Genomic DNA, 19,840 nt, shown 5'->3' on the forward strand with positions numbered 1-19,840 from the left:
GAACTTCCAGCGATCTGATCGGATACAATTTTACGAGGACAGCGACACGGAGGTCGAATGAGCGCTCAACGAGGCATCCCGGGCATTCGAGGCACGGACCACATCGGGTTCACCGTTCCAGACCTGGAGGACGCGCATACGTTTCTGGTGGACATCCTCGGCTGCGAAGAGATCTACCGTCTGGGCGCCAAGCGCTCGGACGGTGACGACTGGATGCACACGCACCTGGGAGTCCACCCACGCACGGTTGTCAGGGAGATCCGCTTCTACCGGTTGGGTAACGGCGGGAACTTCGAGGTCTTCCTCTATCAGTCGGCCGATCGGCAGCGCACCCAACCCCGCAACAGCGATATCGGCGGGTATCACATCGCCTTCTACGTCGACGATCTCGATGCGGCCGTGCAGTATCTCCGCGACAACGATGTGGAAGTGATGGGGGAACCTACCGCAAGCAAGCAGTCGGCCGAAGGTCAGCGGTGGATCTACTTCCGCAGCCCATGGGGCTTGCAGTTCGAACTCGTAAGCTTCCCGCAGGGGAAAGCGTACGAGAAGGACGCTCCCCGCCTTCTCTGGCACCCAGTCCACCCGGAGCGATGAGGCGAGCACGAGCGATGAACACGGCGACCCACGGAGCAACCGGCGCCGCGATTGCGGCACGACTCCGCGACGAGATTCTGGCCGGGACGTACGCACCTGGGGAGCGAATCCGCCAGGACGAACTCGCCGACCTCCACGGTGCGAGCCGACTTCCGGTTCGGGACGCGCTGCGTATCCTCGAGGCGGAAGGCCTTGTCAACCTGGTCGCGAACACGGGCGCGTGGGTATCGAAGATCAGCATGGCGGAGTGTGAGGAGATCTACCAGATGCGGGAGCGTCTGGAGCCGCTGCTGCTCCGGTTGAATGTCCCACTGATGACGACCGACGATGCCGACGGTCTGGACCTCCTCGCCGACGCCATGGAGGACGCCACCGATGTCGAGCGATTCCTGCGAATGGACCGCGAGTTCCACCTGTCCTGCATTGAAGCCGTGGAAACGAGCGTCCTCGGGACCACTGTGCTCAATCTCTGGAACAGGACTCAGCACTATAGGCGCGCCGCGACAAGACTGTTCTATCTCGAGGAAGACCGCAGCGTGCATTTCGATCATCACCTCATCGTCAACGCGATCCGGTTGGGCGATGCAGACGAGGCGGAGCAGGTTCTCTCACGCCACATTCGCCGGAGCCGGCTGGAACTCTCCCGGCACCCTGAGGTGTTCTCCTGAGCGCCGGCCGCGCCGAGCACGCGCTCTCCGCGCCCGTGCCGTAGGGGACTGGCAAAATGGACCAGTGACCGACACTCCGTTGCCCGAAGCCGCCCTCGCCTTCCTCCGACAGCCGAACCCCGCCGTCATGGCGACGGTCACGGCGAAGGGCCGTCCCGTATCGGTGGCGACCTGGTATCTGATCGAAGACGACGGACTGCTCATGCTCTGCATGAACGCAGACCGCGCGCGCCTGAAGCACCTGCAGAACAACGGCCACGTGTCGTTGACCGTGCTCGCACGGGATGACTTCGGGACGCACCTGTCTGTCCAGGGGCACGTCGTGTCGATCAGGCCCGATGAGGGACTCGCAGACATCGATCGACTCTCGAGGCATTTCCTCGGCAAGGACTACCCCGCCAGGGAGAGCCCGCTCGTGACGGTCCACGTGGCGATCGACCGATGGTTCGGCTGGTCCGGAGGGCGTCAGTCGCACTACTGAAACCGAGTCGCCACCAAAGCCCCCGTCCCCGGGAATGCGCGCGCGAACCCATTACGTCTGCGTAGATTCCTCAGCGGATCCAGCGAGCACTGCCGGCTCTGTTCGCAGATCGACCGAGGTCGCTCGCCGCACATGCGCCGCCATCAACGCCTCGGCGAGCGGCGCGTCGCCCCGGGTGATGGCGGAATAGATCTCGCGGTGATCCCCCCACAGCAGCTCCGAGTTCGGAGCGATCATCGCGACATTGATCCACTCGGACCGGTTGGACAGCACATGGACAAAGGCCCCGAGGACGGAGTTGCCGCACGCCGAGGCGACAGCGTTGTGGAAGCGCGAGTTCAAGCGGTTCAGTCTGTGAAGCTCTCTCTCAGCGATCGCCTCGTCCCCCTCGGTCAAGATCGACCGAATCGTCGCCAGGTCCGCGTCCCCGCGGTGCAGCGCCGCCTCCCGCGCCACGTTCGGCTCCAGAAGGTTGCGCGCGTCACTGACCTCTCGAACGACGTTCTCAGTCAGAAGTTGCACAGTCGGGGAACCATACGGTCGCAGATCGATGAAGCCCTCCGCCGCGAGCACCCGCAGCGCCTCCCTCACCGGCACACGTGAGACGCCGAAGCGCTCCGCGAGCGCCGGTTCGGTAACCCGCGACCCCGGAGCCAGCTCGCCGGCAACGACCAAGTCGCGGATGGCATCGACCAACGTCCGGCCACGAATCGCCGACATCGTCACGTCGACCCCTTCCGTACGACCGACACCTCACTCTACGCGCTCCTCGTCCACCCTGCTCGACTAAGAACCCGGGCGGGATCACGAGGGAGAAGGAGTCGATGTGAGACCCCTCTGAGGTCCGTAGACGGTGTCCCGGACGCACGACCAGACATTGAGGACATTCGCCCATTCCGCGACGAGCGCATCCGCGCTAGTGATGTCACAGTCGCAGACGAGGACGATGACCTCGGTAGATCCGGGCAGTCGCAACGAAGTGCGGAGTTGCTGCGATTCGTATACGGAATGCGACTCCAACCGATGTGGTGCGCCACGGGGACGGCGCCAAGACGCGCTGCTGCGATGGGTATGTGAGAGCGGCCACTGTCCTCTGCATCTCCGCCGGCGATCGGTGCAGCTTCTCGGATCGCCTGGCGATGCCGATCACCCGATCCGCGGAGTGAGATCACGCCAAAGACAGCTCGCCCTGCGTGGCAGCCCCGCTGCTCAGGCCCTCGCTCTCCGGACGGCTCGCACGGCTATCCGGATGGCGATGAACGCGAGGAAGACGGCGAAGAGCGCATTTCGCGGCGTGCGGGGCCAACAATGTCGCGACCCACGCACCCACGGCCGTCGTCGCGCACGCCGCGACGCCGACCGCCGCGGCGGCGGCGAAGAGATCCACGTTGTCTCTCCGCAGGTTCCCTGCCGTCCCAGACACAGCTGTAGGAATCATCATGAGGAGAGAGGTGCCCCGCGCAGTGAGGCCACTCATGCCGAACGCGAACATCAACGTCGGCACCACGACGATACCGCCGCCCGCCCCGATCAGACCGGCGACGATGCCGGTCCCGAGGCCCAAACGATCAGTCCCGCACCGCTGAGCCAGGAGAGTTCAAGGGCAACCTCACGGGAGGCGACGACCAGGAACAGGCTGACGATCACACCGAGGAGGAAGGTGACGAAGGCCCTACCGCAGCCGCGTATTCGACACCTTCGACAGAAGGCACGTGCCGATCTGGGCGCCTACGATCGCTCCCGCGGCGAGAATGAGGTCCGCGACCCGGTTCACCGAGCCGTTCAGCGCGTACTCGACCACCCTGACGGGTGCAGTGAGCACGATGACTGCCATGGAGGCGCCTGCCGCGCGCCGCTGGTCGGAGCCCAAGGGGAGGACCGGCATGGGCACGATCACTCGCCCCAGCGATAGGTCTCGTATACGTGCCCGCAGTTAGTATACGATCTGACTCAGCATAGGATCTCGGTCCCCGCGCTCACCTGCTACGAAGCGTCCGGATCCGCGGGACCAGGCGCGCTCCAGGAAACGAACGGATCACCGCATGCAGTTCACAACACGTCCGGAACTTGTCGGAACCTTCGGCATGGTGGCCTCGACTCATTGGCTGGCGTCCGCTGCCGGAATGGCCATCCTCGAGGAGGGTGGCAACGCATTCGATGCGGCGGCCGCGGCCGGCCTCGTGCTGCACGTCGTCGAGCCCCACCTGAACGGGCTGGGCGGGGATACGCCGATCCTGGGTTTCGATGTCGAGTCAGGCGCGCCGTGGGTCCTCTGCGGGCAAGGCCCAGCACCCTCGGCGGCGACGGGCAGTGCGTTCGAGCAGCTGGGCTTGGACGTCATACCCGGTACCGGCCATCTCGCCGCGGTGATCCCTGGCTCGTTCGGCGCGTGGATGAGCATGATCGAGAGGCACGGAACGCTCCCGTTGGAGGCGATCACTCGGTTCGCCATCGGCTACGCGCGCGATGGCTACCCGCTGATTCCCGACGCCGCGACCGCGATCCGCTCGGTGACCGAGCTCTTCGCCCAGCACTGGCAGAGCTCCGCCGAGATCTATCTCACCGGGGAACAGGCGCCTCGAGCGGGAGCCCGGTTTCGGAACCTGACGCTGGCAGACACGTTGGAGCGGATCGTCCGCGAGGCGAACGCAGGTGGCGGCACGCGTGAGTCGGTGATCGCGCGCGCGCGGGAGGTCTTCTATCGCGGGTTCGTCGCGGAGTCGATCGATGCATTCGTCCGGCAGCCTGTTCGGGATGTCACCGGGGAAGACCACGCTGGCCTGCTCACGGGAGAGGATCTCGCGCACTGGGTGCCTCGCTGGGAGGCGCCGGTGACGATCGAGTTCGGCGGCGTCACAGTCGCGAAGACCGGACCGTGGGGGCAGGGGCCGGTCCTCCTGCAGCAACTGGCTGCGCTGGCGCACCAGGACGTCGGCGCGCCGGGCTCAGCGCAAATGGTGCATGCGGTAGCCGAGACCGCCAAGTTGGCCTTCGCCGACCGGGAAGCGTTTTACGGCGATCCGGATTTCGTCGACGTACCACTGACGGCGCTGCTGTCGGACGAGTACGCTCGCGAGCGAGCGACGCTTGTCGGCCCGGAGGCTTCCACTGAGCTCCGGCCCGGACGCCCCGGCGGACGAGAACCCCGGCTGTCCCCGGCCATCTTCAACGACCGCGCGATTCACGGCGTCGGCACGGGCGAGCCGACTCTCGGCAGCATGGGCCTCGTGCGCGGGGACACGTGCCATCTGGACGTCGTGGATCGCTGGGGGAACGTCGTCGCGGCGACGCCGAGCGGCGGATGGCTCCAGAGCTCACCTGCCGTCCCGGGCCTGGGCTTCTCACTCCCGACTCGCGCCCAGATGTTCTGGGTCGAGCCCGGCCTCCCGAATTCGATCGCACCTGGCAAGCGGCCCCGGACGACGCTGAGCCCCGGGATGCTGTTGCGTGATGGCACGCCCCACTTGGCATTCGGCACTCCCGGCGGCGATCAGCAGGATCAGTGGACCGTCCCGTTCCTCCTGAATCTGCTCGTACACAAGATGAACCTCCAGGAAGCCATCGATGCCGCCACCTGGCATTCGACGCATATGCCCTCTTCCTTCTTCCCGCGCACGTTCACGCCTGGTGGGCTGGTCGTGGAGGAGTCGCTCGGGTCGTCGGTCATCGACGACCTTCGTTGCCGCGGCCATGACATCGTGATCTCGAAGCCGTGGACTCTCGGCCGTCTGAGCGCCGCGGGCGTGCGCGACGACGGGATGCTCGTGGCGGCAGCGAACGCGCGGGGCATGCAGGGCTATGCCGCTGGTCGTTGATACCTCAACCCTCCACTGAGAAAGGTCTGTCAGAAGATGATCCTCACCAAGTTCAATCACGCCACCGTGCGGTTCGAGAAGGACGGTGTTTCGCTGGTAACCGACCCGGGCACGCCAACCCCGGAGTCGGAAGAGCTCCTGTCTTCCGCTGCAGCAGTCCTGGTGACGCACGAGCACTTCGATCACTGCGACGCGGATGCTCTGCGTCGGGGGCTCGACCGCAATCCGGATCTGCAGGTCTACGGACCGGCCCCCGTGGCCGAGCTCGTCGGCGACCACTCCGACCGATTCACCGAGGTTTCGCCCGGTGAATCGTTCACCATCGGCCCATTCTTCGTCGAGACGTTCGGAGGAACACATGCGGTCATCCACCCCGAGATGCCGGAGATGTCTAACATCTCCTACTTGATCGAGGGACGCGTGTATCACCCGGGCGATTCGTACGAGCTCCCCGGAGTCCCGGTTGAGACGCTGCTCATGCCAACGAGCGGTCCGTGGACGTCCATCCGGCAGGGCATCGACTTCGTCCGCGGCGTTGCTCCGACGCGCGCCTACCAGATTCACGAGTTCGAGCTCAGTGAGCCAGGGCAGGAGTACGCGCTCTACTTCCTGAATCTGATTGCGCAGAGTGCTCCCATCACCAAGCTCGCGGTGGGTGATTCCATCGAGGTGTAACGCGTCGGCTCACGCAGGGCCGATCGAGCTTCGGGGATACCTCGCCGAAACGCCTTGGAAACGAGCCGCGTCTACGCTAACGTCTGGCGGCAAACGATTGCCGTCTTCGGCGGGAGATCGGTGCGGGCGGATGCGCTTCGACCAGTCGGTCGTAGGGCTGAAAGCTAGCCCCGATCCGTCCCGTCGGTACTCGAACCGACGCATCACGTGAAGGCGGAACAATGATCACCACTCACGCAGAGCCGCGTATCACCGCGGACGAGTTTCGACACGCGTTCCGATCTCACCCCGCGGGCGTCGCGATCGTCACCGCGGATGCCGGCGACGGCCCGGTCGCGATGACGGTGAGCTCTGTGGCGTCTGTCTCGATCGATCCGCCGGCGCTTGTGTTCTCGGCCTCGGCGCTGTCGTCCAGTACGCCAACCATCTGCAAAGCCGAGACAGTCGTCGTACACATGCTGGCGGCCGACGAAGTCGCATTGGCCAAACTGTGTGCACGTCGCGGTGCCGATCGTTTCGGCCCGGACGTGGAGTGGGACAGACTACCCACCGGCGAGCCCTACTATCCGGCCGCGACCTGGCTCCGCTGCAGAGTCAACCAACGCGTCGACGCGAACGGATCGAGTCTGATCGTCGTCGAAGCGATCCAGGCCAAGGGCACGAGCATCGACACGAACGGTGAGCCGAAGCCGCTCGTGTACCACAACCGCGAATGGCATGTCCTCAGTGAGAGATCCGCCCTTCCAGACGCGACCTCGCCCTTCTACGCCGTGTACGGACGAGTCGAATAGGCGCATCCGCTCTTCAGACCGCCACCCCGCACGAGGAAGGACCACATGACCAACGACCGAATCTCCCGCGTCCCCGCCCCCGTCATCCCGGGGATCTCCGACAGCGCCCGAGTCACAGCCGGCGACCTCGTCTTCATCTCAGGTCAGGTCGGATTCGAAGAAGACGGCTCCGTCCCGACTGACTTCACACGCGCCATCGAACTCACCTACGGCGAGTTCGAGCGCGCGCTGCACGCAGCCGGCGTGACCTACGACGACCTCGTCCGCGTCAACGTATACATCACCGAGCTCGACCAGGAGAAGCTGTTCACCTGGCGCGAGACACGCGACGCGATCATCAACACCACGACACCCTCGGCCAGCACCGTCATCGGCGTGCAATCGCTCTACCACCACTCAACCATCGAAATCGACGGAATCGCCGCCACGCCCCCGCGGCCCGCTGAGTAGCCGGCGCTGTCTACCGGGGGCCGCTCGCCGAGAACGATCTCTTCCCATCCCTCGGTCAGGGTTGCACCTGGGCGGGCACCTGCCCGAGCTCCCAATCTGGATCAAGCCGGTGGAGGACTCGTTCGAGGAGTGCCGCGAGGTGAATCAGGTCGTCGTGGTCGAGGTCGGCGAGGAGTGTATCGCGAGCGAGAAGGATGTGAGACGGGGTGGCAGCGAGCCAGGCCCGGCGGCCGTCGCGCGTAAGGTGCACGTCGATCGCCCTGCCGTCATCCGGACAGGCAAGTCGCTCGACGAGACCACGCCGTTCGAGACGTGTGATGGCCTTGGAGAGCTTGGGCGCCGGTGAGCCGAGCGCGCAAGCCACATCGCCCATCCGCAGCGTCCGCTGGGGCGCGGCGATCAAGACGCTGAGGATCCCGTACTCGAAGTTGGCGAGCCCGGCGGCCGTCGTCAGCTGCGTGTCCAGCGCCCGAGGCAGCGACTCAGCCACGGAGACGAGCGCGACCCACGCGCGGGCTTGGGTTGCATCCATCCGCGGTACGACGATGCCCATGAAGGCAGAGTACCGGATCTATTTGCCTAGGCAACAAGGTCTGGATAGGCTCGTTGCCCGGAGCAGCATATGCGGCCTCCCTGATCGGTGGAAAGGATCTACGATGACGAATGTGACCGTGATCGGCACGGGCAACATCGGATCAGCTGTGGCTGCGGTCGCCGCGAGGGGCGGCGCGGCGGTGCAGCTGCTGGGCCGAGACCCGGAAAAGACCTCGGGCGTCGCCGCCGGCGTCGGCGCGACCGCCGGTGAGGTCGGCGACGCCCTCACGGGAGACATCGTCGTGCTGGCAGTGCCGTACGCCGCGCTCGCGGAACTGACCGAGCAGTACCGTGACCAGGTGGACGGCAAGGTAGTCGTCGACGTGACCAACCCGGTCGATTTCGCCACGTTCGATGATCTGACCGTTCCCGCCGACTCGTCAGCGGCCGCCGAGCTCCAGAAGAAGCTTCGGGGCGCGCATGTCGTCAAGGCGTTCAACACGAACTTCGCAGGGACGATCGCAACGGGGCAGGTCGGCGACCTACCGACCACGGTGCTCGTCGCTGGCGACGATGACGCGGCGAAGCAGTCGTTGATCGACCTCATTACCGCCGCGGGGGTCGAAGCTGCTTCGATCGGCTCGCTCAAGCGCGCCCGGGAACTGGAAGCGTTCGCCTTCCTGCAGATCACTCTCGCCGCCCAGGGAATCGTCGGCTGGGACGGCGGCTTCGCGCTCCGCAAGTAAGTACGATCGTCGAGCGCGTTCATCTCGCCCCGCGCGAAGCTGCGGAGCACACGCTCCGCCGCCCCACGTCAGTCCGCCCACTCCTCACGGACGTGGAGAAGCCCCAGCGAACAGCGGCTCATGTCTTGCCTCGAGGTCGGCGCGCGGGTTGTCGCGCCGGGACCGCTCCAGGTCCGTGGCCTCCGCGCGGGCGAGGAAATCGTCGCCGTTTCGGCGGGCGCCTGGCCGGCGGCGTCCAGCTGCGCCGCTTGGACGGCGATGATCCTCGCGTCGGTCGTGTATCCCGCCGCGCGGGAGTTCTCCTGGTCGACGTCGCAGGTCACCGACACCACCGAGGACAGACGACGCAGGCTGTCATCGACCGGGTCGACACCGATCACGCCCTGCGCGAGCCCGTTCGCCAGCAGTTGGCTCGAGATGCGCAGCGTGGCGCGGAGGGTGGAGTGGCAGTGACCGACCAAGGGGACGAATTTTCGGAGGCCGTTCGGCTCGTCACATGCGGCACAAACATGCACGACCGGAGGCTGGCAGGCGCTATGCTGACCAGCATCCGGTCGAGAGAGTTCGATCCGAGTATCAGGCTCCCGGACGGACCGTCGCGGTCGGCACCCGAATCGCCGGCGTGAACGGCAGCGGGGCGCCAAGACTGGTCTGCACGCGACCCATCGATCCGACCATGCGGTGGTGGCTGATCTCGCGCAGGAATTTCCGACTGCGGAACTGACCGGATTCAACCGGTCGTCGCAACACCGGTTTGTTGGAGCAACAGTAGCTCCTCGTTGAATACTTCGGCTGGTGATGGAGAGCTTCTTCGACGGTAGCCGCCTCGATGGGTAGTAGCCCCTTAGCGATCTCAACCCAGAACGCCCTCTCGACCGGCCGCTGAAACTGCTGTCGGCGGCGTTCGAAAACTGAACACTTGCGGCGGCGAAAAGTGAACACTCAGGAACGTATCAGAATGCGACCGGTCGCATTCTTTCAACGGGAGAGACGAACCTTCATGGTGGCATCGAAGCCTCAGTTGCTGACGAACGGACATATCTGGTCAGCGCATGACATAGAGCCTGCAACCGCTCTCGCAATTGTCGGCGACCGAATCGCGGCGATCGGAGATCAGTTCGACCTGAGAGAGCGCTTCGCTGACGCCGACGAACTCGACCTCGGCGGGCGAACTGTGGTTCCGGGAATCATCGACGGCCATGTCCACGCCATCCGCGCCGGCCACACCTGGGCTGCTGAGCTGCATTGGGAAGACCTCCGGGATCCGCGCGAGGCACGCGACCAGATCGTGCGCGCCGCCGCCACACAACCTCCTGGGACCTGGATCACGGTCATCGGCGGCTGGCATCCGACGCAGTTCCACGGGCGTTGGCTCCCCGACCCTCAGGAGCTCGACGCGTGGGCGCCTGAGCACCCTGTCTACCTCCAAGCGCTCTACGAGATCGGGATCGCCAGCACCAGAGCGCTGCAAATCGTCGGTGAGGCACTCGAAGACGTCCCCGGGGTCGAGCGGGATGAGACGGGCGCGCCGACCGGGCGCATCGCCGGGCTGCCCGCGTTCTCGCTCTTCGTCGCGGCTGCCGAGCGCGGCACAGCGGCCACACCCGAGGAGGGCACGCGCCAGTTCTTCCGCGCGGTGGCGGCACGCGGGGTGACGGGTGTGATCGATGCGGGCGGATTCGGCATGAGCGCAGATCGCTACGCGCACGTCCGCGCGCTCCACGCCGCCGGCGACCTCGACATGCGCGTGCGCACGTTCTCGTCGGTGGTCGATCGCGGCGGTGAGGTCGCCGACGCGCGGGGGATCATCGATCGTATCCGCAGCAGCTCCGACGACCCCTTCTTCCGGGAGGTCGGCCTCGGGGAAATCGTGCATTTCGGATGCCACGACTTCGAAGGTCTCGAAGACGTGACGATCGCGCCCTCCGTCTTCGGCGAGTTCCTCGAGATCAGTCGATACGCCGCCCGGGCCCGCACACCGATCCACGTTCACGCCGTCACAGAGCAGGTCGTGGACTTCGTGCTCACCGCGTGGGAGCAGGTTGACGCGGTCGTGCCGATTCGCGACCTGCGGTTCTCCATCGCGCACGCCGACCTCGCCTCCCCCACCGCCATCGCACGGATGCGGGCGTTGGGCGTGGGCGTCATCCTCGATGGCCGGCAGACGCTGCGGGCCGAGTCGTCCGAGACGGCGTGGGGAGCTGACGCTCTCTCGTACGCTCCCCCCATCAGCTCACTGCTCGACGGTCACGTGCCGCTGGGTCTCGGTACCGACGCGACGCGCGCCTCTTCCAGCGACCCATGGCTCGCCCTGTGGTGGCTGGTCGCGGGATCGTCTCTTGACGGCGTCCCCCGCCGCCACCAGACGCAGCTCATGACGCGACGGCAGGCATTGCACACGATCACTCGGGGAAACGCGTGGTTCACGAACGAGGAGGGCACTCGTGGACTGCTCGCCGAAGGAGCCTTGGCCGACATCGCCGTTCTCTCCCGCGACTACTTCACCGTCGAGCGGGATGCCATTCCGGGGATCACCTCAGACCTGACGCTCCTGGGAGGCCGTCCGATCTACTCTTCCGGTGCGGTTTCCACCGAGGTCGTGCACTGACGTTTCATCGGTCTCTGCTGCACTGGCCGATCGGATCGGTGGGCGAGATCCCGGATGCTGTCGCCGACGCGGTCTCGAAGATCGCGCGCGCGTCGGCCTTGGCGCCGATCGCCCGGATCCTCGACAGCCGCACCGCGTACGCGCTGGAAGACAAGCTCGCCCGCACCCTCGGCGCGTGAGACGAAGAAACGCCCCGGACCTTCGAGGAGGTCCGGGGCGTTCCGCGTGTCAGCGGATCAGAGGTTGATCATGTGGCCGGCGAGGCCGTGGAAGGCCTCCTGCACGGCCTCCGACAGCGTCGGGTGCGTGTGGACGTTGCGGGCGGCCTCGAGGGCGGTGAGGTCCCACTTCTGCGCGAGGGTGAGCTCGGGCAGCAGCTCGGACACGTCGGGGCCGATCAGGTGGCCGCCGAGCAGCTCGAGGTGCTCGCCGTCGGCGATGAGCTTGACGAAGCCGATGGGCTCGCCCAGGCCGTTGGCCTTGCCGTTCGCCGAGAACGGGAACTTCGCGACCTTGACGTCGTAGCCGGCGTCGCGCGCCTGCTGCTCGGTGAGGCCGAACGAGGCGACCTGCGGCGAGCAGAACGTCGCGCGCGGCATCATGCGGTAATCGCCCAGGGTCATGGTCTCGGCCTTGCCGATCGTCTCGGCGGCGACGACGCCCTGCGCCTCGGCCACGTGCGCGAGCTGCAGCTTCGCCGTGACGTCGCCGATCGCGTAGATGTGCGGAACGTTCGTGCGCATGTGGTCGTCGATGTCGATGGCGCCGCGGTCGGTGAGCTTCACGCCGGTGTTCTCGAGACCGAAGCCCTCGACGTTGGCGGCGAAGCCGATCGACATCATGACCTTGTCGGCGTCGATCGAGCCGGTGGAGCCGTCCTTGGCGGTGTAGGTCACGGTGACCTTGTCACCGTGATCGGTGACCGTCTCCACCTTGGTCGAGGTGAGGATGTCGACGCCGTAACCCTTGTACTGACGCGCGATCTCCTTCGAGACGTCCGCGTCCTCGTTCGGCAGGGCACGGTCGAGGAACTCGATGATCGTGACCTTCACGCCGTAGTTCACCATCACGAACGCGAACTCCATGCCGATCGCGCCGGCGCCGACGATGACGATCGACTGCGGCAGGTCACGGGCGAGGATCTGCTCCTCGTACGTCACGACGTTGCCCCCGATCTGCACGCCCGGCAGCAGACGCACCTTCGAGCCGGTCGAGATGATCGCGTTGTCGAACGTGACCCGCTCGGTGGCGCCGTCGGACTTCGCGACATCGATCGTGTGCGCGTCGACGAACGAACCACGCCCCTCGTACTCGTCGACCTTGTTCTTCTTCATCAGGTAATGGATGCCCTTGACATGGGTGTCCGCCACCTTGCGGCTGCGGTCCCACGCCACACCGAAGTCGAAGCGCACATCACCCGAGATGCCGAACAGATCGGCCTTGTGGTGGAACTGGTGCGCGAGGTCCGCGTTCTTCAGCAGAGCCTTCGAGGGGATGCAACCCACATTCAGACAGACACCGCCCCAGTACTTCTCTTCGATGATGGCGACCTTCAGGCCGAGCTGCGAAGCACGGACGGCCGCGACGTAGCCGCCGGGCCCCGCGCCGAGGATGGCGACGTCGTAATGAGGCATGCTCCCGGACTCCTCAGTACTGGTTCGCGACGAACAGCTCTTGCGCCGGGAACTTTGTCAGGACTTCGATCCCGTAGTCGGTGACGACCACTTCCTCTTCGATTCGCGCCGCCGAAACTCCATCCGATGCAGGGCAGTACGTCTCCATGGCGAAAACCATGCCCGCCTTCAGTTCGACGGGGTCCTTCATCGAGTTCAGCCGCGAGATGATCGGCCGTTCGTGCAAACCGAGGCCCAGACCGTGGGCGAACTGCAACCCGAAAGCAGCGAGTTCATTCTCGAACCCGAAGTCCTGCGCGGCCGGCAGCACACTCGCAACCTGATCGCTTCCGACGCCCGGCCTGATCGCGTCCAAGGCGATGTCCATCCATTCTCGCGCCTGCTTGTACGCGTCCCGCTGGCTCGCGGTCGCCCACCCCACCCCGAACGTGCGGTAGTAGCAGGTGCGGTAGCCGTTGAACGAGTGAATGATGTCGAAGAATGCTTGGTCACCCGGACGGATGATCCGGTCGGTGAAGTTGTGCGGGTGCGGGTTGCACCGCTCACCGGAGATGGCATTGACTGCCTCGACCTGGTCGGAGCCATACTCGTAGAGGCGCTTGTTCGCCAGAGCGACGATCTCGTTCTCACGCACGCCAGGCTTGAGGGCCTCGGCGATGTCCTGGTAGACGCCGTCAACCATCGCTGCGGCCTGATTGAGCAGCAGGATCTCATCCTGGTTCTTGATCACACGCGCGTCCAGCATCGACTGCTGCGCATCGACCACGCGCAGTCCCTGTCGCTGCATCTCGAACAGGAACGGCGGTTCGACGATGTCGACGCCTACCGGTGCGTCGGCCAGGCCGGCACCCTGCAGCAGAGAACGGATCTCGGACACCGCGTCCCGCATGAGACCTGCGCCGCCCTCGGGATCGACGGCACCTCGGAAGCCGAGGAACCCGGCGCGATAGTTCTCCTCCGGCACCCAGTCCGAGTAGAGCTTGTGATGACGGACCGCGGAGCCGAAGTCCCAGAGGATCGGATCGTGATCACGCATGAGCAGGGTGTACCGGATCATCTTGTCGCCCAGCGCCCCGCCGATCCACGTCTGCGTGGTGTACCGGATGTTGTAGAAGTCGAACAGCAGGAATGCACCGCATTCGCTGTTCTCGAGCGCCAGCTTGGCGCGTGAGAGGCGATAGTTGCGCAGCCGGTCGAAGTCGACGCGATGCTCGTAGTCCACGCCGTTCTGACCCGGCGCACCCAACGGCCGCACACCGGCGGGCCGGGAAACCGGCCGCTCGAAGCGGCCGGCTCCCCCGTGAGAGTGGTGAGCCCCCATCACTCGGCCTCGAGGCCGTCGCTCACCGACGCGTTCTCCGAGGCGATGTCGAGCGCGGAGCCGCGCGCAACCGTCAGCAGAAGCGTCGCGAAGTCCTGCTCGACGTTGCCGTTACCGACCTCCTGAGCGACGATGTTTCGCGTCACCGAGGCGACAGGCATGACCACACCCAGATTGTGCGCCGCGGCGAGGCCGAGATCGAAGTCCTTCTGCAGCAGCACGTTGGTGAAGGTGGGCTTGAAGTCCAGGTTCACGAAGGCGGGGGTCTTGTACTGCGTGAACACGGAGCCCATCACCGAGTCGTTGAGGAATTCGAGGAACGCCTCACGAGTCACGCCCGCCTTCTCAGCGAGCACGGTGATCTCGGCGAGCGACTGCGTCACAACGCCCAGGAATACGTTGTGCGCGATTTTGACTGTGCGTGCAACTTCCCCCTCGCCCACGTAAGTGACGCCTCGGCCCCAGGTCTGCAGCAGCGGCAGCGCGGTCTCGAAAACATCCCGCGGGCCCGAAACGGCGACGGTGAGCTTGCCAGCCGCGATCACCGCGGGATTGCCCGAGACCGGCGTTGCGAGGAAGCCCACGCCACGACCTTCAGCAACCGAGCGAACGCTCGCACTTGCCTCCGGCGACACCGTCGAGGCGTCGCCGATCAGCTTCGGCGCACGACCATCGTCAGTGAGCAGTCCACCTTCGCCGAGCATGACATGCTCGAGGTCCTTGGATGCAGACACCATGCTGAACACGATGTTGCGTCCCGCCAGCTCTACTGGCCGGTCGACGACAGTCGCGCCGAACTCGGTAAGAGGCTCGGCCTTCGCGCGAGTCCGGTTGTAGACCGCAACCTCGTATCCAGCATCAAGCAGGCGTTTGATGAGCTGGGAGCCCATTCGTCCAGCGCCAATCCACCCGACGGTCGGCTTCGTAGTCATGTTTGCTCCCCTGCTAAGCAATCGATTGCATCCACCATAACGTCCGCGGTGATCTGGTGCAACAGTCCGGTGGCGCGACGCCGTCGAGCAGCCCAATGCAACGCCCCGAACAGGACCGGTCGAGCCACCTCCCCAGCGCGTGCGCAAACACGAAGAAGTCAAAGCATCGCTCGGGATATCGCCCGATGCACGTTGCCTCTCAGAGTTGCTGGATGCCTTCGACTGGCGCCGGCCCAGTCGAATCTCGCAAGACCAGGGACACGGGGAGCATGACGGTCTCGGCCATCTGATCACCGCCGTTGAGTGCATCGAGTAGCAGCCGTGCTGCGCGTTCCCCCATCGCGGTGGTCGGCACCCTAATCGTGCTGAGCGGCGGACAGAAGTCCTCGGCGAACTGGACGTCATTGAAGCCGATGACCGACATGTCGCGCGGGCATTGGATGGCCATCTGCTTCATCGCACGCAGGATGCCAACTGCGATGAGATCAGTACTCGCGATGACACCCGTAATACCGTGACTGCGGTTACGCAAGAGCGGCAGCATCGCATCCCGGCCTGCCTCGATCGATAGTGCGTCCGCATTCACCACGGTCCCGACGACGCCCTCGTGAGCCGAACAGGACGCTTCGAACGCCTGAGCGCGAGAGGCGCTGGTCGAGATGCTCATCGGGCCGGCCACGTGGACAAGGCGTCGATGCCCCAACTCGACGAGGGATTCGACAGCTGCAGCGATACCGCTTGCGTCGTTTCCCGCCACCAATGGATAGGGCACTGGCCCGGCGTCGCGGTTGAGCAGGACGACTTTCACGCCTGAGCGGTAGAGTTCCGCGATCGCCGTCTCTTCCCGCTGCCCGGAGGCGACGATGAGTCCATCCACGCGGCGGTCGAGCAGCGAACGGAGTGCCCCACTCTCACCTTCGGCGAAACCATCAGTGTTCGCAATGAGCGCCGAGTACCCGTGGGGCTGGAGATGCGCCTCGATGCCCCTCACCACCGGGGGGAAGAAGGGATTGGTGATGTCGGGGATGACCACGCCGATCGTCATCGAGTTCCTCGTACGGAGGCCACGCGCCAGGGCGTTGGGCACGTATCCCAGACGTTTGGCGGCCTCCTCGACCCTCAGAACGGTGTCGGCGTTGACCATCGCTCGGGTGCGAGCATTCAGTGCGCGGGACGCCGTCCCAGCGTGCACCCCCGCCAGTTGGGCCACCTCAGCGATCGTGGCGCGCCGGGCCTCCGCCACCCGCCACCCCCTCATCGTACGACTGCTCTTCGCGCCACCGAAGCTCACGAGCACGTGTGATCCTATCGGTCTTGGCGTCCATACAGACCGACACCCCGAATCGCCGGGTCATTGGCATTGCACTATCCACGTTGTCAAATGGGGAGCCCAGCGACCATGAGTCACGCCACAGCCAGCCGCCTTGACGCCCGCGTGATCCGACTTCCGAGCCGGCCTACATCTGAATCCGGACGCAATGTGGGCGCGAGAGCATCGGGCGGCGGGCACACATCGGCTATCAGTCGAGCGTGCCCCGATCGACGCCCCTCGACGACATCGGCAATGGCACCACCGCCGTTGCACCTACCTCGACGAGCTTCTGAAGCGAACTGAACTTCGCGACCTTCATTACGGTCGGCGGGGCGTCACCGAGCACCCTGCGTTGGACTTCGAAGAACGTTCGGATGTGCGACGCATCCGCAACGTATGCCGTCATCCGGACGATGTCCCGCCAAGTCGCGCTTTCATGAGCCAAGACATGTTCGAGCCTCCCGAAAGCGTGCCGTGTCTGTTCGCGAAATCTCCAGGCGCGAGCAAGTCCGCGTTCGGTTCGTTGCTCGGAGCCCACGGGCCCACGCTGGAGAGATACAGGACCCTCGCCGCGGTCTCGGTGACGACAACGTCTTCGGATCGCGCACTCATCCAGTCCGACGAAGACCAGTCATCGGCAATTCGTAGTGTTTGTGTCATGGCCGTCCTCGGGTGTGTCGTCGCGTTCCCGTACATGTTCGCAAACGCGAAGGAGAACTGCAAACGATTGTGGCGTGGTACCGATGCGTCAAGCGGCCGCGAGAGCTTCCGAGCCTCAGACCTCAACACAATCGATTGCTTAGCATTCTTGGCCCGCGTCCGCGGATCTCCGGACGCCCATCGCCCGCCAAGCACCGCGGCCGCATGAACTCGAGATCCGAGAATGGGATATGCGGGCGACCGCTCCGGCTCGGTTCTGCTCGACGACACCAGGTATTCGAATGACACGCGAGCCGCGGTTGCCGAAGCCGCATCCAGCCATTGAGGGAGTGCCGCCGGAGGGCGTCTATACCCCCATGGGATAGGAGGATCACCGTGCACCCGTTGTGAGAGACTCCGACGTCATCACTGCCTGGGCTGGCACGATTGCGGCCGTGGACTGCACCCGAACTCACCATCTGACTGTGCGCTCCCAGCTCAGGGCGAGCACGCACGACGAGATCGCTGGAGCTGTAGGAGACCGCTCGCATCAGGGACTTGAAGCGTGGTCGACGGGCGGGCCGAGATCCCGTCCAGAGCTCGTCCGGTCATCCCTGGTGAGGACGGATGCCGAACGCAGCGCCGGCCGGGGCCGGGCTGTCCTGGTACGGGCTGGCGCCCACGAGGTTGTCGCCGCGGTTCGCGCCGGGGATGGCCTGCCGCGGCGCCTCGTCGCCGTACTTGGCGGCCACGAGGTTCGTGTGGGTGGGTGCGTCGGGCACCTCCGCGGGGCGGTTCTTCTGCAGCTCCTTGCGCAGCACCGGAACCACCTCGCCGCCCAGGATGTCGAGCTGCTCGAGCACGGTCTTCAGCGGCAGGCCGGCGTGATCGATGAGGAACAGCTGGCGCTGGTAATCACCGTACGTCTCGCGCATCGCCGCGTAGCGGTCGATCACCTGCTGCGGCGAGCCCACCGTGAGCGGCGTCATCTCGCTGAAGTCCTCGAGCGACGGGCCGTGGCCGTAGACCGGGGCGTTGTCGAAGTACGGGCGGAACCGCGTCACCGCGTCCTGCGAGTTCGCCGCCATGAACACCTGGCCACCCAGGCCCACGATCGCCTGCTCGGGCGTGCCGTGCCCGTAGTGCGCGTAGCGCTGACGGTACAGCTGGATCAGGCGCTGGTAGTGCTCCTTCGGCCAGAAGATGTTGTTCGCGAAGAACCCGTCGCCGTAGTACGCGGCCTGCTCGGCGATCTCGGGGGTGCGGATCGACCCGTGCCACACGAAGGGCGCCACGCCGTCCAGCGGACGGGGTGTGGAGGTGAAGCCCTGCAGCGGCGTGCGGAACTGCCCCTCCCAGTCCACGACGTCCTCCCGCCAGAGGCGGTGCAGCAGATTGTAGTTCTCGATCGCCAACGGCAGGCCCTGGCGGATGTCCTTGCCGAACCACGGGTACACCGGGCCGGTGTTGCCACGACCCAGCATCAGGTCGGTGCGACCGCCCGACACGTGCTGCAGCATCGCATAGTCCTCGGCGATCTTCACCGGGTCGTTCGTGGTGATCAAGGTCGTCGCGGTCGACAGGATGAGACGCTCGGTCCGCGCCGCGATGTACGCGAGTGTCGTCGTGGGCGACGAGGACCAGAACGGCGGGTTGTGGTGCTCACCGAGGGCGAAGACGTCCAGCCCCACCTCCTCGGCATGCTGGGCGATCCGCAGGGTCGCCTGAATCCTCTCCGCCTCACTGGGTGTCGTCCCGTCCGTCGGGTCCTCGGTGATGTCGCTCACCGTGAAGATGCCGAACTGCATCCCCGCCCACGTGGTGCTCTCGCTCATGATCTCTCCGCTTCTGCGCCCCGGCTGGTTCCCGCTCCGGGCGAATCTGTGCAAATGAATGCATCTTCTGCAACGCGCCGCTTAGGCGGGCCACACGGGATCCCCGCTCCCAGGGCCGAGAGCGGATGCCTCTGGTTCGAGGCATCCGCTCTTCGGTCTGCGGTGGTCAGTCCTCCTGCAGCGCGCCCTCGAGCTCGAGGGTGATCGTGACGTCCTTGCCGACGAGTACGCCGCCGGTCTCGAGCGCGGCGTTCCAGGTGAGGCCGAAGTCCTCGCGATTGATGACGGTGGTCGCCGTCGCGCCGGCCTTGTAGCTGCTGTAGATCGGGTCCTTGCCGAATCCGCCGAACTCGAAATCGAAGGTCACCGGCTTCGTGATGCCGCGGATCGTCAGGTCGCCGTCAACCAGGAACTCGCCAGCCTCGAGGCGCACCCCGGTAGAGCGGAACTCGATCGTCGGGTACTGCTCGACGTCGAAGAAGTCCGCGGAGCGCAGATGTGCGTCACGGTTCTCGTCGTTCGTATCAAGCGATGTGGCGTCGACGGAAGCCTCGACGCGCGCCTCCAACGGGTTCTCCGGCGCATGCAGCGTCGCGCTCTTCACGCCGAACTTCCCCCGCACCTTCGCGATCATCATGTGGCGAACGCTGAAGTGCACCTCGCTGTGCGCGGCGTCGAGCACCCAGGTGCCCGCCGTGTAACCGGGAACGTCGATCGTGCTGGTGTCAGTCATGGCTGTCCTTCTCGTCAAGTCGCTTCGTCCGCCCTGTGCGGACATAGCAAGGCCAACATGGCGGCCCGG

The 19,840-nt window shown here is 65.5% G+C and carries 23 protein-coding genes; 10 read left to right on the top strand and 13 right to left on the bottom strand.

Annotated features, from left to right (window positions below; translation table 11 throughout):
* Positions 1–57 precede the first annotated feature (57 nt).
* From MRBLWH3_RS01285 to MRBLWH3_RS01295, 3 genes are all read left to right on the top strand, one after another.
* Positions 58–597 carry a VOC family protein gene (locus MRBLWH3_RS01285; RefSeq protein ID WP_363427936.1) on the top strand — a complete coding sequence of 180 codons (540 nt, stop codon included), beginning with the start codon at positions 58–60 and terminating at the stop codon, positions 595–597.
* Between the two features lie 14 nt (positions 598–611).
* Entirely contained in the window at positions 612–1,265 is a 654-nt protein-coding gene (locus tag MRBLWH3_RS01290) for a GntR family transcriptional regulator (protein WP_363427938.1), read from the top strand.
* Between the two features lie 64 nt (positions 1,266–1,329).
* Positions 1,330–1,746 carry a pyridoxamine 5'-phosphate oxidase family protein gene (locus MRBLWH3_RS01295; protein WP_363427940.1) on the top strand — a complete coding sequence of 139 codons (417 nt, stop codon included), beginning with the start codon at positions 1,330–1,332 and terminating at the stop codon, positions 1,744–1,746.
* A gap of 51 nt (positions 1,747–1,797) precedes the next feature.
* On the opposite strand, the gene MRBLWH3_RS01300 is transcribed toward MRBLWH3_RS01295, so the two are convergent.
* The 3 genes from MRBLWH3_RS01300 to MRBLWH3_RS01310 all read right to left on the bottom strand — a co-directional run bounded on the left by MRBLWH3_RS01300 (position 1,798) and on the right by MRBLWH3_RS01310 (position 3,631).
* On the bottom strand, positions 1,798–2,466 hold the full coding sequence (locus MRBLWH3_RS01300; RefSeq protein WP_363435200.1) for a GntR family transcriptional regulator: 669 nt from the start codon (positions 2,464–2,466) through the stop codon (positions 1,798–1,800).
* 448 nt (positions 2,467–2,914) lie between these two features.
* Positions 2,915–3,253: a TSUP family transporter gene (locus MRBLWH3_RS01305; RefSeq protein ID WP_363435202.1), complete on the bottom strand. Its 339-nt coding sequence runs from the start codon at positions 3,251–3,253 to the stop codon at positions 2,915–2,917.
* Between the two features lie 165 nt (positions 3,254–3,418).
* The gene (locus MRBLWH3_RS01310; RefSeq protein ID WP_363427942.1) at positions 3,419–3,631 is read right to left on the bottom strand and encodes a TSUP family transporter; all 213 of its coding nucleotides are present in this window, start codon (positions 3,629–3,631) and stop codon (positions 3,419–3,421) included.
* Positions 3,632–3,788: 157 nt separating this feature from the next.
* Here MRBLWH3_RS01310 and MRBLWH3_RS01315 point away from each other — a divergent pair, with 157 nt between their 5' ends.
* The 4 genes from MRBLWH3_RS01315 (at position 3,789) to MRBLWH3_RS01330 (ending at position 7,477) form a co-directional block, all read left to right on the top strand.
* Positions 3,789–5,561: a gamma-glutamyltransferase family protein gene (locus tag MRBLWH3_RS01315; RefSeq protein ID WP_363427944.1), complete on the top strand. Its 1,773-nt coding sequence runs from the start codon at positions 3,789–3,791 to the stop codon at positions 5,559–5,561.
* A gap of 36 nt (positions 5,562–5,597) precedes the next feature.
* The gene (locus MRBLWH3_RS01320; protein ID WP_363427946.1) at positions 5,598–6,236 is read left to right on the top strand and encodes an MBL fold metallo-hydrolase; all 639 of its coding nucleotides are present in this window, start codon (positions 5,598–5,600) and stop codon (positions 6,234–6,236) included.
* Positions 6,237–6,457: 221 nt separating this feature from the next.
* Positions 6,458–7,027: a flavin reductase family protein gene (locus MRBLWH3_RS01325; protein WP_363427948.1), complete on the top strand. Its 570-nt coding sequence runs from the start codon at positions 6,458–6,460 to the stop codon at positions 7,025–7,027.
* A 45-nt stretch (positions 7,028–7,072) separates the two neighbouring features.
* Positions 7,073–7,477: a RidA family protein gene (locus MRBLWH3_RS01330; protein WP_363427950.1), complete on the top strand. Its 405-nt coding sequence runs from the start codon at positions 7,073–7,075 to the stop codon at positions 7,475–7,477.
* A gap of 55 nt (positions 7,478–7,532) precedes the next feature.
* On the opposite strand, the gene MRBLWH3_RS01335 is transcribed toward MRBLWH3_RS01330, so the two are convergent.
* On the bottom strand, positions 7,533–8,030 hold the full coding sequence (locus MRBLWH3_RS01335) for a MarR family winged helix-turn-helix transcriptional regulator (RefSeq protein WP_363427952.1): 498 nt from the start codon (positions 8,028–8,030) through the stop codon (positions 7,533–7,535).
* 103 nt (positions 8,031–8,133) lie between these two features.
* Between MRBLWH3_RS01335 and MRBLWH3_RS01340 the strand changes: the two genes are divergently transcribed.
* Entirely contained in the window at positions 8,134–8,757 is a 624-nt protein-coding gene (locus MRBLWH3_RS01340) for an NADPH-dependent F420 reductase (protein WP_363427954.1), read from the top strand.
* 68 nt (positions 8,758–8,825) lie between these two features.
* Here the strand turns inward: MRBLWH3_RS01340 and MRBLWH3_RS01345 are convergent, their stop codons facing one another.
* Together MRBLWH3_RS01345 and MRBLWH3_RS01350 are read right to left on the bottom strand one after the other, a co-directional pair.
* Positions 8,826–9,218 carry a hypothetical protein gene (locus tag MRBLWH3_RS01345; protein ID WP_363427956.1) on the bottom strand — a complete coding sequence of 131 codons (393 nt, stop codon included), beginning with the start codon at positions 9,216–9,218 and terminating at the stop codon, positions 8,826–8,828.
* Between the two features lie 584 nt (positions 9,219–9,802).
* Positions 9,803–9,958, bottom strand: coding sequence for a hypothetical protein (locus tag MRBLWH3_RS01350; RefSeq protein ID WP_363427958.1), 156 nt, complete (start codon positions 9,956–9,958; stop codon positions 9,803–9,805).
* On the opposite strand from MRBLWH3_RS01350, the gene MRBLWH3_RS01355 reads away from it, so the two are divergent.
* A complete protein-coding gene (locus MRBLWH3_RS01355; RefSeq protein WP_363427960.1) occupies positions 9,932–11,365 on the top strand; it encodes an amidohydrolase in 1,434 nt (477 codons plus the stop codon). The genes MRBLWH3_RS01350 and MRBLWH3_RS01355 overlap by 27 nt on opposite strands.
* 38 nt (positions 11,366–11,403) lie before the next feature.
* Positions 11,404–11,544: a hypothetical protein gene (locus MRBLWH3_RS01360; RefSeq protein ID WP_363427962.1), complete on the top strand. Its 141-nt coding sequence runs from the start codon at positions 11,404–11,406 to the stop codon at positions 11,542–11,544.
* A gap of 57 nt (positions 11,545–11,601) precedes the next feature.
* Here MRBLWH3_RS01360 and lpdA read toward each other — a convergent pair whose 3' ends face one another.
* The 7 genes from lpdA to MRBLWH3_RS01395 all read right to left on the bottom strand — a co-directional run bounded on the left by lpdA (position 11,602) and on the right by MRBLWH3_RS01395 (position 19,771).
* Positions 11,602–12,999 carry a dihydrolipoyl dehydrogenase gene (gene lpdA / locus MRBLWH3_RS01365; protein ID WP_363427964.1) on the bottom strand — a complete coding sequence of 466 codons (1,398 nt, stop codon included), beginning with the start codon at positions 12,997–12,999 and terminating at the stop codon, positions 11,602–11,604.
* A gap of 13 nt (positions 13,000–13,012) precedes the next feature.
* The gene (locus MRBLWH3_RS01370) at positions 13,013–14,221 is read right to left on the bottom strand and encodes a M24 family metallopeptidase (protein ID WP_363427966.1); all 1,209 of its coding nucleotides are present in this window, start codon (positions 14,219–14,221) and stop codon (positions 13,013–13,015) included.
* Between the two features lie 98 nt (positions 14,222–14,319).
* Positions 14,320–15,252 carry an NAD(P)-dependent oxidoreductase gene (locus MRBLWH3_RS01375; protein WP_363427968.1) on the bottom strand — a complete coding sequence of 311 codons (933 nt, stop codon included), beginning with the start codon at positions 15,250–15,252 and terminating at the stop codon, positions 14,320–14,322.
* A 199-nt stretch (positions 15,253–15,451) separates the two neighbouring features.
* On the bottom strand, positions 15,452–16,549 hold the full coding sequence (locus tag MRBLWH3_RS01380) for a LacI family DNA-binding transcriptional regulator (RefSeq protein ID WP_363427970.1): 1,098 nt from the start codon (positions 16,547–16,549) through the stop codon (positions 15,452–15,454).
* A gap of 223 nt (positions 16,550–16,772) precedes the next feature.
* Positions 16,773–17,102 (bottom strand): RidA family protein, encoded by a 330-nt coding sequence (locus MRBLWH3_RS01385; RefSeq protein ID WP_363427972.1) that lies wholly within the window; start codon positions 17,100–17,102, stop codon positions 16,773–16,775.
* Positions 17,103–17,811: 709 nt separating this feature from the next.
* A complete protein-coding gene (locus MRBLWH3_RS01390) occupies positions 17,812–19,011 on the bottom strand; it encodes an LLM class flavin-dependent oxidoreductase (protein ID WP_414685390.1) in 1,200 nt (399 codons plus the stop codon).
* Positions 19,012–19,204: 193 nt separating this feature from the next.
* A complete protein-coding gene (locus tag MRBLWH3_RS01395) occupies positions 19,205–19,771 on the bottom strand; it encodes a YceI family protein (RefSeq protein WP_363427976.1) in 567 nt (188 codons plus the stop codon).
* Between the last annotated feature and the right edge of the window lie 69 nt (positions 19,772–19,840).

It is taken from the genome of Microbacterium sp. LWH3-1.2 (assembly GCF_040675855.1).
Classification (GTDB): Bacteria; Actinomycetota; Actinomycetes; order Actinomycetales; family Microbacteriaceae; genus Microbacterium.

Coding starts and splice junctions, on each gene's coding strand:
- MRBLWH3_RS01335 (WP_363427952.1), bottom strand. CDS start 8,030: ATGGGCATCGTCGTACCGCGGATGGATGCAACCCAAGCCCGCGCGTGG.
- MRBLWH3_RS01325 (WP_363427948.1), top strand. CDS start 6,458: ATGATCACCACTCACGCAGAGCCGCGTATCACCGCGGACGAGTTTCGA.
- MRBLWH3_RS01290 (WP_363427938.1), top strand. CDS start 612: ATGAACACGGCGACCCACGGAGCAACCGGCGCCGCGATTGCGGCACGA.
- MRBLWH3_RS01330 (WP_363427950.1), top strand. CDS start 7,073: ATGACCAACGACCGAATCTCCCGCGTCCCCGCCCCCGTCATCCCGGGG.
- MRBLWH3_RS01310 (WP_363427942.1), bottom strand. CDS start 3,631: ATGCCGGTCCTCCCCTTGGGCTCCGACCAGCGGCGCGCGGCAGGCGCC.
- MRBLWH3_RS01390 (WP_414685390.1), bottom strand. CDS start 19,011: ATGCAGTTCGGCATCTTCACGGTGAGCGACATCACCGAGGACCCGACG.
- MRBLWH3_RS01350 (WP_363427958.1), bottom strand. CDS start 9,958: ATGGCCGTCGATGATTCCCGGAACCACAGTTCGCCCGCCGAGGTCGAG.
- lpdA (WP_363427964.1), bottom strand. CDS start 12,999: ATGCCTCATTACGACGTCGCCATCCTCGGCGCGGGGCCCGGCGGCTAC.
- MRBLWH3_RS01285 (WP_363427936.1), top strand. CDS start 58: ATGAGCGCTCAACGAGGCATCCCGGGCATTCGAGGCACGGACCACATC.
- MRBLWH3_RS01300 (WP_363435200.1), bottom strand. CDS start 2,466: ATGTCGGCGATTCGTGGCCGGACGTTGGTCGATGCCATCCGCGACTTG.
- MRBLWH3_RS01315 (WP_363427944.1), top strand. CDS start 3,789: ATGCAGTTCACAACACGTCCGGAACTTGTCGGAACCTTCGGCATGGTG.
- MRBLWH3_RS01340 (WP_363427954.1), top strand. CDS start 8,134: ATGACGAATGTGACCGTGATCGGCACGGGCAACATCGGATCAGCTGTG.
- MRBLWH3_RS01320 (WP_363427946.1), top strand. CDS start 5,598: ATGATCCTCACCAAGTTCAATCACGCCACCGTGCGGTTCGAGAAGGAC.
- MRBLWH3_RS01395 (WP_363427976.1), bottom strand. CDS start 19,771: ATGACTGACACCAGCACGATCGACGTTCCCGGTTACACGGCGGGCACC.
- MRBLWH3_RS01375 (WP_363427968.1), bottom strand. CDS start 15,252: ATGACTACGAAGCCGACCGTCGGGTGGATTGGCGCTGGACGAATGGGC.